This window comes from Pantoea sp. UYEF8, assembly GCF_040546285.1.
Lineage (GTDB): Bacteria > Pseudomonadota > Gammaproteobacteria > Enterobacterales > Enterobacteriaceae > Pantoea > Pantoea brenneri.
In genome coordinates, this window is sequence record NZ_JBEPNM010000005.1 from 54,647 (window position 1) to 67,897 (window position 13,251).

Annotated in this window: 12 protein-coding genes; 8 read left to right on the top strand and 4 right to left on the bottom strand. The window is 60.4% G+C overall.

What is annotated here, in order from left to right; all coding sequences use genetic code 11:
• Nucleotides 1–3: 3 nt before the first annotated feature.
• From kdpC to ABIB18_RS11705, 3 genes are read left to right on the top strand one after another with little or no spacing between them, the layout of a single operon-like run.
• Entirely contained in the window at nucleotides 4–570 is a 567-nt protein-coding gene (kdpC, locus tag ABIB18_RS11695; RefSeq protein WP_159223118.1) for a potassium-transporting ATPase subunit KdpC, read from the top strand.
• Between the two features lie 16 nt (nucleotides 571–586).
• Nucleotides 587–3,262 (top strand): two-component system sensor histidine kinase KdpD, encoded by a 2,676-nt coding sequence (gene kdpD / locus ABIB18_RS11700; protein ID WP_354474182.1) that lies wholly within the window; start codon nucleotides 587–589, stop codon nucleotides 3,260–3,262.
• A gap of 54 nt (nucleotides 3,263–3,316) precedes the next feature.
• On the top strand, nucleotides 3,317–3,820 hold the full coding sequence (locus ABIB18_RS11705) for a TIGR00645 family protein (protein ID WP_031377731.1): 504 nt from the start codon (nucleotides 3,317–3,319) through the stop codon (nucleotides 3,818–3,820).
• A 51-nt stretch (nucleotides 3,821–3,871) separates the two neighbouring features.
• Here ABIB18_RS11705 and ABIB18_RS11710 read toward each other — a convergent pair whose 3' ends face one another.
• The gene (locus ABIB18_RS11710; protein WP_046289374.1) at nucleotides 3,872–4,831 is read right to left on the bottom strand and encodes a LysR family transcriptional regulator; all 960 of its coding nucleotides are present in this window, start codon (nucleotides 4,829–4,831) and stop codon (nucleotides 3,872–3,874) included.
• A 93-nt stretch (nucleotides 4,832–4,924) separates the two neighbouring features.
• On the opposite strand from ABIB18_RS11710, the gene ABIB18_RS11715 reads away from it, so the two are divergent.
• From ABIB18_RS11715 to ABIB18_RS11730, 4 genes are all read left to right on the top strand, one after another.
• The gene (locus ABIB18_RS11715; RefSeq protein WP_046289373.1) at nucleotides 4,925–6,133 is read left to right on the top strand and encodes an MFS transporter; all 1,209 of its coding nucleotides are present in this window, start codon (nucleotides 4,925–4,927) and stop codon (nucleotides 6,131–6,133) included.
• A gap of 62 nt (nucleotides 6,134–6,195) precedes the next feature.
• Nucleotides 6,196–7,542: a cation:proton antiporter gene (locus tag ABIB18_RS11720; RefSeq protein ID WP_069729086.1), complete on the top strand. Its 1,347-nt coding sequence runs from the start codon at nucleotides 6,196–6,198 to the stop codon at nucleotides 7,540–7,542.
• A 20-nt stretch (nucleotides 7,543–7,562) separates the two neighbouring features.
• Nucleotides 7,563–7,901, top strand: coding sequence for a hypothetical protein (locus tag ABIB18_RS11725; RefSeq protein WP_031374853.1), 339 nt, complete (start codon nucleotides 7,563–7,565; stop codon nucleotides 7,899–7,901).
• A 167-nt stretch (nucleotides 7,902–8,068) separates the two neighbouring features.
• Nucleotides 8,069–8,965, top strand: coding sequence for an alpha/beta hydrolase (locus ABIB18_RS11730; protein WP_031374852.1), 897 nt, complete (start codon nucleotides 8,069–8,071; stop codon nucleotides 8,963–8,965).
• 99 nt (nucleotides 8,966–9,064) lie between these two features.
• Here ABIB18_RS11730 and gorA read toward each other — a convergent pair whose 3' ends face one another.
• The gene (gene gorA, locus ABIB18_RS11735; RefSeq protein ID WP_354474183.1) at nucleotides 9,065–10,417 is read right to left on the bottom strand and encodes a glutathione-disulfide reductase; all 1,353 of its coding nucleotides are present in this window, start codon (nucleotides 10,415–10,417) and stop codon (nucleotides 9,065–9,067) included.
• 128 nt (nucleotides 10,418–10,545) lie between these two features.
• On the opposite strand from gorA, the gene rnz reads away from it, so the two are divergent.
• Nucleotides 10,546–11,457 (top strand): ribonuclease Z, encoded by a 912-nt coding sequence (gene rnz / locus ABIB18_RS11740; protein WP_354474184.1) that lies wholly within the window; start codon nucleotides 10,546–10,548, stop codon nucleotides 11,455–11,457.
• Here rnz and ABIB18_RS11745 read toward each other — a convergent pair.
• Both ABIB18_RS11745 and ABIB18_RS11750 read right to left on the bottom strand, forming a co-directional pair.
• Nucleotides 11,454–12,272 carry a CPBP family intramembrane glutamic endopeptidase gene (locus ABIB18_RS11745; protein WP_354474185.1) on the bottom strand — a complete coding sequence of 273 codons (819 nt, stop codon included), beginning with the start codon at nucleotides 12,270–12,272 and terminating at the stop codon, nucleotides 11,454–11,456. The two genes, rnz and ABIB18_RS11745, sit on opposite strands and share 4 nt — an antisense overlap.
• A gap of 62 nt (nucleotides 12,273–12,334) precedes the next feature.
• Nucleotides 12,335–13,177, bottom strand: coding sequence for a 23S rRNA (adenine(2030)-N(6))-methyltransferase RlmJ (locus ABIB18_RS11750; RefSeq protein WP_031374848.1), 843 nt, complete (start codon nucleotides 13,175–13,177; stop codon nucleotides 12,335–12,337).
• Nucleotides 13,178–13,251: the final 74 nt, after the last annotated feature.

A 13,251-nucleotide genomic window follows, 5' to 3' on the forward strand; every position in this document is an offset into this window, starting at 1 on the left:
AAAATGAGTCAGTTACGTCCGGCGATTTTACTGTTGTTGCTGCTTACCGTTATCAGCGGCGTGGTTTATCCTTTGCTCACCACCGGCCTGGCGCAGTGGCTGTTTCCGGCGCAGGCCAACGGTTCGTTACTGGAGAAACAGGGTGTGGCGCGCGGGTCGGCGCTGATTGGGCAGAACTTTACCCAGCCCGGTTATTTCTGGGGTCGTCCCTCTGCCAGCGGCGATCGGCCCTATAACCCGCTGGCGTCGGGCGGCAGCAATCTGGCCGCCAGTAACCCGGCGCTGGATAAAGCGGTCGCCGAACGGGTTGCCGCGCTGCGGGCCGCCAATCCTCAGGCACCGGCCGCGGTGCCGGTTGAGCTGGTGACCGCCTCAGCCAGCGGACTGGACCCGGATATTTCACCTGACGCGGCGCGCTGGCAGGCCCCTCGCATCGCCGCCAGCCGTCAGTTACCGTTAGCCCAGGTAGAGGCGCTGATTGATCAGCAGACCCACCGGCCGCTGATGCCGTTCCTCGGCGATCCGACGGTCAATGTGCTGCAGCTCAACCTGGCGCTCAGCGATCTGTAATGCCGACAAGGACCCTATGAATCAGGAACCGACGCGCCCCGATCCCGATGCCCTGTTGCAGGCTAGCCGCGACAGCCATCGCGGCCGGCTGAAAATCTACTTTGGCGCCTGTGCGGGCGTCGGGAAAACCTACGCCATGCTGCAGGAGGCGCAACGGCTGCGTGCGCAGGGGCTGGATGTGTTGATCGGCGTGGTGGAGACCCACGACCGGCCGGAAACGGCGCAGCTGCTGAGCGGCTTAACCCTGCTGCCGCGCCGGGCGACCGGCCGCTCGCGCCATGCCGAGTTTGACCTTGATGCGGCGCTGGCCCGCCATCCGGCGGTGATCCTGATGGACGAGCTGGCGCACACCAACGTTCAGGGCTCGCGTCATCCCAAACGCTGGCAGGACATTGAGGAGCTGCTGGAAGCGGGCATTGACGTGCTGACCACCGTCAACGTTCAGCATCTGGAGAGCCTCAATGACGTAGTGGGCGGCGTTACCGGTATTCAGGTGCGGGAAACCGTGCCCGACCCCTTTTTCGACAGCGCCGATGAGGTGGTGCTGGTCGATCTGCCGCCTGACGATCTGCTGCAGCGGCTGAAAGAGGGCAAAGTCTATATCGGCGACCGCGCCGAACGGGCGATTGAGAATTTTTTCCGCAAGGGCAACCTGTTCGCCCTGCGTGAGCTGGCGCTGCGCCGCACTGCGGACCGGGTAGACGATCAGATGCGCGCCTGGCGCGATCAGCAGGGACGGGATCGCGTCTGGCACACCCGCGATGCGATTCTGTTGTGTATTGGCGATGATACCGGCAGTGAAAAACTGGTGCGCACCGCTGCGCGGCTGGCGGCGCGACTGGGCAGTGAATGGCATGCGGTGTATGTCGAGACGCCCCGGCTGAACCGGCTACCGGAAGCGCGGCGGCGGGCGATCCTGCGTACCCTGCAACTGGCGCAGGAGCTGGGCGCAGAGACCGCCACGCTCTCCGAGCCTGACGAAGCGGAAGCGGTGCTGCGTTACGCGCGCGAACACAATCTTGGCAAAATCGTTACCGGCCGTCGTCCGCTGCGGCGCTGGCGGCGTGACAGTTTTGCTGAACGGCTCGGCCAGCTCGGCCCCGATCTCGATCTGCTGGTGGTGGCGCTGGATGAGCCGCTGCACGACGCGCCGCATCCGCTGGCGGACGGCCGGGTCACCAGCGACAAGTGGCGTATTCAGCTACGCGGCGTGATGATGGCGCTGGTGCTGTGCATCGCGGTGACCGTTGCCGGCCAGTCGCTGTTGATCGGTTTCGATCCGGCCAACTGTGTGATGATCTATCTGCTGGCGGTGGTGATCGTGGCGCTGCGCTATGGCCGCTGGCCGTCGGTGATCGCCACGGTGATGAATATCCTCGCCTTTGACCTGTTCTTTGTGGCCCCTACCGGCACGGTGGCGGTCTCCGACCTGCAATATCTGGTGACCTTTGGCGTGATGCTGGCGGTGGGGGTGATCGTCGGCAACCTGACGGCCGGGGTGCGTTATCAGGCGCGGGTGGCGCGCTACCGCGAGCAGCGTGCGCGTCAGCTGTATGAGATGGCCAAATCGCTCGGCAGCGCGTTAACGCCGCAGGATATCGCCGCCACCAGTCAGCGGGTGCTGGACGCCACCCTGCAGGCGCGCTGTCTGCTGCTGCTGCCGGATGAGCAGGGCGAACTGCAACCGGTTGGCGATGCGCTACCCGCCAGTGAGCCTGACCGCGCCATCGCTAAGTGGAGCTACAGCAAAGGCCAGCCGGCCGGTGCCGGAACCGACACCTTACCGGCGGTGCCGTATCAAATCCTGCCGTTAAAAAGCGGCGCGCACTGTCGCGGCTTGCTGGTGGTGGAACCGCAAAATCTGCGTCAGCTGATGATCCCCGAGCAGCAACGGCTGGTGGAAACCTTTACCGTGCTGATCGCCAACGCGCTGGAGCGGATGGCGCTGTCGCACAGCGAGGCGGCATCGCGGCTGTCGGCGGAGCGTGAGCAACTGCGCAATGCGCTGCTGTCCGCGCTGTCACATGACCTGCGCACCCCGCTGACCGTGCTGTTTGGCCAGGCGGAAATGCTGATGCTCGACCTCGCCAATGACAACTCGAAATATGTGCCGCAGGCCAGCCAGATCCGTGAGCAGACGCTGAGCACCATCCGGCTGGTGAGTAACATGCTGGATATGGCGCGCATTCAGTCGGGCGGGCTGAACCTGCGTGAGGAGTGGCTGTCACTGGAAGAGGTGATCGGCGGGGCGCTGAGCAGCATGGCACCGTCGCTGAAAGGGCACGAGGTGCAGCTCGATCTGCCGGACGACATCGTGCTGATCAAGGGCGACAGCAGCCTGCTGGAGCGGGTCTTTACCAACCTGATTGAGAACAGCCTGAAGTATGCCGGTAACTGCGCGCCGCGCGGGATTCGTGCCTGGCGTGCCGGGACGCGGCTGGAGATTGCGCTCTGGGATGGCGGACCCGGCATCCCAGAGGCGGATTTAAGCCGGATTTTTGATAAGTTCACCCGGGGTGATAAGGAGTCAGCCGTGCCGGGCGTCGGGCTGGGACTGGCGATCTGTAAGACCATTATTGAGAGTCATGGCGGGCAGATCTGGGCTGAGAATCGGCCCGAAGGCGGCGCTGTATTTCGTCTGTCGCTGCCGCTGCCGCCGGTTCCGGAAATTTCTGACGAAGGGCTGAAATAACTTCACAGTTGATCAGTTATACTGCCCGACCTGTCTGATTATTATTGGGAATTTATGGAACGTTTTACCGAAAACCTGATGTATGCATCGCGCTGGTTGCTGGCTCCGGTTTACATTGGACTTTCACTCGGCCTGCTGGCGCTGACCATCAAATTTTTCCAGGAAATTTTCCACCTGCTGCCCAACATTTTCAGCATTGCGGAAAACGATCTAATCCTGCTGCTGCTGTCGCTGGTCGACATGACGCTGGTTGGCGGACTGCTGGTGATGGTGATGCTGTCGGGCTACGAGAACTTTGTTTCTAAACTCGATATCGACGAAAGCAAAGAGAAGCTGAGCTGGCTGGGCAAGATGGACTCCGGCTCACTGAAGAACAAAGTCGCGGCGTCGATTGTGGCCATCTCCTCGATTCACCTGCTGCGGGTGTTCATGGAAGCGCGCAACGTCGCCAACGACAAGCTGATGTGGTACGTGATTATCCACCTGACGTTTGTGCTCTCTGCCTTTGTGATGGGCTGGCTGGACAATATGTCGCGTGGTGATAAGAAAGGCCACTGATGAAGGCGGGTGCATAGGCACCCGCTTTTTTTTGCCTGCAGCAGCAGCAGCTTATTCCTCTGGCTCTGCCTGACGGCGTGCAGCCGTGGCCGGCCGGGTGCCCGCCAGCTGCGGCATCACCGCTTTAATCATGGTAAAGAAATGCTGCAGCCTGGCCGGATAGTAGCTGGCCCACGGATAGGTCAGCCAGATCGGCAACGGCGGGGCCTGCCACTGCGGCGTCAGCTGAACCAGCCGCCCCTCGGCTAAATCCTGCTGTACCACCCACGACGACACGATCGCCGCGCCCATTCCGGCCAGCGCTGCTTTACGCACCGCATACAGGCTGTCACTGCTCAGCCTTGGGGTAATCGCCAGGTTAACCGGCTGGCCATCGTCGATCTTCTGTAATGCGACTTCATTACGATAAAAGCTGGTCAGCGCCAGCCACGGCAGATCGCGCAACTGTTCAACCTGCTCAATCGGCGGATGACGGGCCAGCAGCCCGGGCGACGCAACCACAATACGCGGCACTTCTGCCAGCAGAATCGCCACCACTGACGGATCGGTCGGCGCGCCAACCTGAATGGCGCAATCGATATTCTCGGCCATAAAGTCAGGCGTGCGGTCATTCAGCATCCACTCAATATTGAGCCGCGGATAGCGGCGCAGGTAGTCGACCAGCGGGGCGATCAGCTGATCCTGACCAAATGCGTGCGGCGCACGGACCCGCAGGGTACCGACCGGATCGTCGCTGGCCCCGGTCAGCTCATCTTCCAGCGCATGCCAGGTCGCCAGCAGTTGCCGCGCCTGAGCGTAACAGCGCTCACCATCATCGGTGAGTTTAAGCGCGTGCGTGGTGCGCAGAATTAACTTCAGCCCGAGCCGCTGCTCCAGCGTTTGCAGCCGCCGGCTGATGGTCGGCTGGGTAGTACCGAGCTGGGCGGCGGCGGCCGATAAACTGCCGCTCTCCACGATACGAATAAAGGTCTGCATCAGTTCGATGCGGTCGCTGGTATTAGGGTTGCTCATACGTACCACGCATAACAGTTTTGTCTGATGGCAGTCTACCGCGTATGGCCGCAGTGTGCGCTAATAGCGTTACGCATTTATGAGGATCACACCATGTCAGCGACCCGCAGTATGACTCATTCTTCGAGCGAAACGCTCCCCGCTCCGCTGGTTTTTACCCTGGCGGCAGGCGCCGGACTGAGCGTGGCATCGATTTACTACAGCCAGCCGATGCTGGATATCATCAGCAAACAGTTTAACGTCGGCGTCGGCGCGGTCGGCATGGTGCCGATGCTGACCCAGGCGGGTTATGCCCTCGGCATTCTGCTGCTGGCGCCGCTCGGCGATCGCCATGACCGCCGCACCATTATCTTCATCAAAGGATTACTGCTGGTGGCGGCGTTGCTGCTGTGTGGCTTCTCCGGCGGGCTGAGCGCGTTGCTGATCGCCAGTTTCGTCACCGGCCTGACCGCCACGGTGGCGCAGGATATCGTGCCAGCGTCGGCGGCGCTGGCACCGGAACGCAGCCGTGGCAAAACGGTCGGTACGGTGATGACCGGACTACTGGTCGGCATTCTGCTGTCGCGGGTGATCAGTGGCGTGGTGGCCGAATACTTCGGCTGGCGCACCATGTATATGGTGGCGGCGCTGGCGGTGCTGCTGATCAGCCTGACGCTCTGGCGGGTGCTGCCGCGCTTTACGCCCGGCACGTCGGTCAGCTATCCGCGTCTGCTGCTGTCGCTGGCGCATCTGTGGCGTCATCATCAGACGCTGCGCCGTGCCGCGCTGGCCCAGGGGCTGCTGTCGGTTGGCTTCAGCGCCTTCTGGTCAACGCTGGCGTTAATGCTCAGTGAGCGTTTTCACCTCGACAGTGCGGTCGCCGGGGCCTTTGGTTTAGCCGGTGCGGCCGGTGCGATGGCCGCGCCGCTGGCCGGCAGTTTCGCCGACCGCATCGGTCCGGCCAGAGTGACCCAGGCCGGTGCCGCGCTGGTGACCGTCTCGTTTGCCCTGATGTTCCTGCTGCCGTTGTTGCCGCTGCCGGCTCAGCTGGCGTTGATTGTGGTCAGCACCATCGGTTTCGATTTAGGAGTACAGGCGACGCTGGTGGCGCATCAGACGCTGGTATATGGCCTGGCACCGGAAGCGCGCAGTCGCCTGAATGCGCTGCTGTTTACCGTGGTGTTTATCGGCATGGCAAGCGGTGCGGCGCTGGGGAGCCTGGCGCTGGCGCACTGGGGCTGGAACGGTGTCGTGGCGCTGTCAACGCTGGCTGGCGCGGCCAGTCTTGCGGTGCGCTTCGCCAGCCGCCATCTGAAAAACTGATTTCTGCGGTCGTCAAAAAATGTGCCAGGCTTAGACATAAACCCGAAATAATCTGGAGTGTTATGAGCTTTTTAGCCTGGACAGCCGCGACAGGCGGCCTGCTGCTGCTGATGTCACTGGCTTCCGGTTGGATACACCGGGGGCCGGTAACTTCTTTTGGCCTGTTTCTCATCGCCGGGATGTTATGTGGGCCGTGGGCGTTTGACGTGCTGCACATCGATATCGTCACCCATTCAGAAGCGGTGGCGCATATTACTGAAATCACCATGGCCGCCTCGCTGTTTATTACCGGCCTGAAGCTGCGTCTGCCGCTACAGAATAACTGCTGGCATACCGGCCTGCGGCTGGCTTTCCCGGCCATGCTGCTGACGGTAGCGGCGATGACACTGCTGGCGCACTGGCTGGTGGGGCTGGACTGGCCGATTGCGCTGGCGTTTGGCGCGATTGTCGCCCCGACCGATCCGGTGCTGGCGAGCTTAATCTCGGTCAACGATGCGCAGGATGACGATTCGCTGCGCGTTGCCATCTCCAGCGAAGCCGGGATGAATGATGGCTCGGCGCTGCCGCTGCTGGTGCTGGCCCTGCTGTTGTTCAATGGCGAAAGCCTGAGCGGATCGCTGCTGACCCATTGGGGAGCGAAAGAGGTGATCTGGGCAATCGGCGGCGGTCTGGCGATCGGTTTTGGCCTGGGCCGCTTAATCGGCGTACTGGCCACCAAATTGCGAAACGCCAATGGCGACGTGGCGCCCAACGATTTCCTGGCACTGGCGCTGATTGCGCTGAGTTATTCGCTGGTGCAGTGGCTGGGTGCCTCGGGTTTCCTGGCGGCCTTTGCTGCGGGTCTGGGATTGCGCCGCGCTGAGCTGGGGGTGTTCCGTCGCCATCAGCCCGAGGATCTGTCAGAGGATGAGCGGGTGCTGCCTTCCGAGGCGCTGGTCAATCCGAATAAGCGACTGGCGCATCAGGGCAATAACAGCATGGTGAAGTCGATAGGCTTTGTGGTGGGTGACGCGCTGTCGTTTGGTGACACCATTGAACGGTTACTGGCGGCGGGCATGATGGTGGTGCTGGGCGTCACGCTGGCGCAGCACTGGAACATCTATGGCGTGCTGCTGGGGCTGGTGCTGTTTGTGGTGGTGCGCCCGCTGGCCGTCTGGCTGGTTACGCTACGCGCTGGCCTGCCGATGGGGCAGCGGCTGCTGATTGGCTGGCTCGGTATTCGCGGCATCGGCAGTCTGAACTACATCGCCTACGCCTGGACGCACGGCATGGAAGGGCCGCAGATGGAGATTATGACCAATATGGCGTTAACCCTGGTGGTCTGCAGCGTGGTAATACACGGCATAACCGTGTCACCCCTGCTAAACTGGCGTCAAAGGCGTCTGGAAGCCCTTCAGCGCAAGGTTTAACCCGAAAACAGGAGTAGAGAATGAAAGTGACTCACATACTGCTGCTGAGCGTACTGGCCTCTGGCAGCGCCCTGGCGGCGGACGATAGTGAACAGAATGTCTATGCCAGCCAGCTGTGTCACATTGTCAGCAGCGAAAAACAGGTCGCCAGTGCCGATCAATATGTTGAGCAGATGAAATCTTACGTGGCGCGCAGCCAGTCACCGACGGCGATGAATCAGCCCGGTTTTGATGAAGATACCGCGCGTGAAGTGGCCAGCGCCTGGTTGCAACTGGGTGATGACGAGCGCGCCAAACTGCGCGTCAATGAGCAGCAGTGTGAGCAGGCGGTAATGGCCCAGTTCCAGCAGGAAGATTAATTCCTTCCTTCAAGGCAAAAACGCGCCGTCCGGGCGCGTTTTTTTATGGATTTTGGCAGCGCGTTGCGTACATAATCGCCAGCGTCTGGCACCAGACTTGCATCACACTTTTTCTGCAGCCCGCCGCAATAGCTGGCTGAGCGTTTTGATATCACTTAACAGGCATCATGATTACGCGTCGACGCTTTATTCTCGGCACGGGAGCGCTTGGGCTCTCCATGACCACCGGCAAATTATTTGCCCGCGATGACATTATTCCTCTCTGGCCGGATGATCCGCCCGGCGGCGGCGGCCCATCGGGCGAACTTCATGTTAATGCCAGCGGCTCGTGGTCGAATATTGTCAGCCCGGCGATTCAGCGCTTTAAACCGGAAAATCCTAACGGTGAGGCGGTGCTGATTGCTGCCGGCGGCGGCTACCGCTGGATTGGCATGGGACGCGAAGCCTGGCCGGTGGCGCGCTGGCTGAATGCCAACGGCTACACCGCCTATGTGCTTAGCTACCGCCTGCCGCATGAGAAGTGGCAGGCCGGCCGGCTTGCCCCGCTGCAGGATGCACAGCGCGCGATTCGGCTGGTGCGCTCGTTTGAGCGTAAGGTCCACGTGCTGGGCTTCTCGGCCGGGGGACACCTGCTGGGCATGGCGGCCGCGCGCCCTAACTTTGAATCTTACCCGGCCATCGATCCGCTGGATGAGGTGGTGCCAAAAGTCGACAGCGTTGGCCTGATCTATCCGGTGATTACGCTGGAAGCCCCCTACCAGCACACCAATACCCATCTGATGATGGTTGGCAAAAACGCCACGCCACAGGATGAAGCGAACTGGTCGGTACAGAATTACGTCACCCGCCAGTATCCGCCGACCTTTCTGGCGCAGGCTGAAGATGACCACACCTCGAATCCGTTTAACACCGAACTGATGCACGACACCTGTCGCCGCAATCGCGTGCCGGTCGAGCTGATTCAGATCAGTAAAGGCGGTCACGGTTTCGGGCTTGGCAAGGCCGGGACGCCTGCGGCGTTATGGGATCAGGCTTATGTGCGCTGGCTGGATCGCGTAAGCTGAATTGCCCCATGGCGGTGCAGGCCTGCACCGCTGGGCCTGTCGCAGGAAAAAAAAAACAGGCGACCGGGGTCGCCTGTTTGAATTACTCAGCCGTGGCGGCTAGCGCATGGTGACGAACTCTTCCGCTGCCGTCGGGTGAATCGCCACGGTATTGTCGAAGTCTTTTTTGGTGGCCCCCATCTTCAGTGCCACTGCGAAGCCCTGCAGCATCTCATCCATGCCAAATCCGATACCGTGAATACCGACGATTTTCTCCTCGGCACCGACACAGACCAGCTTCATCCGGCACGGCTGGCGATGCTGGGTGACGGCGGTGTACATGGCGGTGAACGCCGATTTATACACTTTCACCTGGTCGTCGCCATACTGTTCCCGCGCCTGCGGTTCGGTCAGACCGACGGTGCCAATCGGCGGATGGCTGAAGACCACCGTCGGAATGTTGCTGTAGTCGAGATGCTCGTCCGGCTTGTTGTTAAACAGGCGCTCAGACAGGCGACGGCCGGCTGCCACCGCCACCGGCGTCAGTTCTACCGCACCGGTGTTGTCACCGACCGCATAAACGCCTGACACGTTGGTGTTCTGGAATTTATCGACCTTAATGTAGCCTTTCTCGTCCAGCGCTACGCCCGCCGCCGCAATGTTCAGGCTGTCATTGGCCGGTTCACGGCCAATCGCCCATACCAGGCAATCCACCGTGAAGTCGCTGCCGTTTTCCAGCTGCAGCGTCAGGCTGCCATCGTCGTTTTTGATTACCGCTTTCGGGATCGCTTCGGTATGCAGCGTCGGGCCTTCGCTGTTCATCACTTCAACCAGCGTGTCGGTGATCAGCGGGTCGAAGCTGCGCAGCGGAGCATGCCTGCGCACAAACAGGTGGGTTTCCGAGCCCAGTGCATTCACCACGCCCGCCAGCTCAACGGCGATGTAACCCGCGCCGATGACCGCAGTACGCTTCGGCAGCGCGTCCAGCTCAAAGAAACCGTCGGAATCAATCCCGTACTCAGCGCCCGGAATCGATGGATGGCTGGGACGGCCGCCGGTGGCAATCAGAATGTGGTTAGCGGTGATGATCTCGCCGTTCACTTCGACGCTGTGCGCATCGACAAAACGGGCGAAGCCTTTGATCACTTCAACCTTGTTTTTACCCAGCACGTTGTCGTACGAGGTGTGGATACGATCGATATAGGCGCTGCGGTTTTTGACCAGCGTGGTCCAGTCGAAGCGGTTAACGGTGGTATCGAAGCCGTAGTCCGGCCCGTACAGATGGATAGCTTCGGCAATTTGCGCAGCATGCCACATGATTTTCTTCGGGACGCAGCCTACGTTAACGCAGGTGCCACCCAGTTCTTTGGCTTCAATCAGGGCGCATTTCTGGCCATACATGGCCGCACGGTTAATCGAGGCGATGCCGCCGCTGCCGCCGCCGATGGCGAGATAGTCGAAATGTCGGGTCATTGAAGTATCCATCCGGTTGCATGAAAAATTGGCATAGAGTGTAACGCTGCGGGTCGAATTGACGCAAAGTTTGCGCCTATGATTGTAATAGGGTTCTGTTTTTTCTCACACTGACACGGAAGCATACCATGCACCTTACTTTTCTCGGCACCGGCGGCGGTGCGCCCAGCCTGCAGCGTAACGTGACCGCTATCGCCTTTACCCGGGCGCAGAGCGGCGAAAGCTGGCTGTTCGACTGCGGCGAGGGGACCCAGCTTCAGTTTATGCGTTCCGATCTCAAACCGGGCAAGCTGGATAAGATCTTCATCACCCATTTGCATGGCGACCATATTTTCGGGCTGCCGGGCTTGCTCACCAGCCGTTCTATGGCCGGGCTGACCACGCCGATGACCGTGTATGGCCCCCGGGGCTTAAAGCGCTTCGTTGAAACCGCGCTGTCGATCAGTGGCTCTTACACCGATTATCCGCTGACGATTGTTGAGATTGAGGCGGGCTGGACGCTGGATGATGGTGAGTTCCGCATCAGTGCCTGGCCGCTGAATCATACGCTGGAATGTCTGGGTTATCGGATTGAGCAGTATGATAAACCGGGTTTTCTCGATGCGCCGCGCCTGAAGGCGGAAGGCGTGCCGCGCGGCCCGTGGTATCAGCAGCTGAAGCAGGGCGAAACCGTGACGCTGGAGGATGGCCGGGTGATCAAGGGCGCGGACTATCTGGGCCCGGCGATTAAAGGCAAAACGCTGGCGATTTTTGGTGATACCGCGCCAACGGAGGTGGCATTGCAGCTGGCGGCCAACGTGGATCTGATGGTGCACGAAGCCACGCTGGAAGCGGCGATGATTGAGAAGGCCAACGGACGCGGCCATTCGACCACCTTGCAGGCGGCGGAAGTGGCGAAGCACGCCGGTGCAAAACGGCTGATCGCCACGCACTTCAGTTCACGCTATCTGGCGAAAGATATGCCCCGTTTGCTGGCTGAATGCCAGACCATCTTCCCCGCTACCGAGCTGGCCTATGATCTGGCGGTGTTTACGCTTTAGTGATGCAGTGCCGGATAAGTGAAAAGCAGTAAATGGGTCATATTGAGGCCAAAGTGCAGGGCGGTCGAAATCCATAACCGGCCGCTCCAGTGCCACGCCAGCCCATACAGCAGTCCGGCGAGGGTCGCAAAGATCACCAGCAGCAGACCGCCGCTCAGATGCACCAGACCAAACAGCAGCGCACTCAGCACCAGCGCGGGTATGCCGCCCAGTGCCAGCGTTAATTTCTGTTGCAGATAACCACGAAACAGCGCCTCTTCCGCCAGCGATACAAAGAACAGATTGGCGAGCATAAAGGTGCCAAGCCAGGCCGGGAAGTGCGGTTCAAACGCTAATCCACCCAGTAATACGGCACTGTATAACAGCAGCGGAACGGCGGCGACCAGCGCCAGCGCGGCCAGCAGCTTATAACGCGGCGGGCTGGCCGGGGCGCGAAACAGCGTCGGCAGACAGGCCAGCAGCACAAAGGGGATCAGCGCTTTATCGAAATTAAACGAGAAGCCGAAAGCCACACTCCGGGCGCCGACCTGCACGTCATCAAGTTTGCGTGGATTATCAAAACCCGGAAACAGATGGAGGAATAACCCGATGGCGATCAGCACCAGCACCGCTTCAGTCAGCATTTGCCGCCGATGATGGTCACGATCGTAAATACGGCATGCCACCACGCCGGCGGTGACCGCGAACAGCAGCAGCGCGGGCCACGCCAGTACGTCCTGATAAAACCCCAGCAGCGTGGCGAGCGCCAGTAATAATAGTGCCAGCCGCCGGGCCGGTTGCAGCGCGGCTAGCGCGCCAGCCAATATGATCCACATGGTGACAGACCTGCAGTACCACGCCGCAGCACCGGCAGTGTGCGGCGTAAAAGGAGAGAGAGTTATTCGGGTACGATCTGGTTGACCACAAAGTGGCCGGTGCCAGCCGGAACCAGTTTTTTATGCAGCCACGGCAGCAGCTCGTTCATCTGGGCAGCCAGCTTCCACGGCGGATTGATCACAATCATGCCGGATGCGGTCATGCCGCGCTGGTCGCTGTCGGGACGGGCGGCCAGTTCGATCTGCAGAATATTGCGAATGCCGGTCGCTTCCAGATCGCGCAGCATATGCTTGATCTGCTGACGCAATACCACCGGATACCACAGCGCGAAGACGCCGGTACCGAATCGCTTATGGCCTTCCTGAATCCCTTTCACCACCGCCTGATAATCGCTTTTCATCTCATACGGCGGATCGATCAGAACCAGACCGCGACGGGATGGCGGCGGCAGTTTGGCTTTTAACTGCTGATAGCCGTCACCGCGTTCTACGCGCGCGCGGCTATCTTTACTGAACTCGTTACGCAGCAGCGGATAGTCACTGGAGTGCAGTTCGGTCATTTGCAGACGGTCATCTTCACGCAGCAGATGGCGGGCAATCAGCGGCGAACCCGGGTAATAACGCAGCGTCCCGTTACGGTTGAGCGCACGGATGGCGTCGAAGTAGGGTTGCAGCAGGGCTGGCGCGTCCGGCTGCTGCCAGATGCGGGCGATACCTTCCAGATATTCGCCGGTGCGCTCAGCGTGTTCACCGCTCAGCAGATAACGTCCGGCACCCGCGTGGGTATCGAGATAAAAGAACGGTTTCTCTTTCTCTTTCAGTGCGGTGATGATCAGGCTCAGTACGGTGTGCTTCAGCACGTCAGCGTGGTTGCCAGCATGGAAGCTATGGCGATAACTCAGCATTGTTTATCCTGTTGAATGTATAAGGTTTTAATTGATGGAAAATCAATTTATACCAATTATTACCTCACGTATTA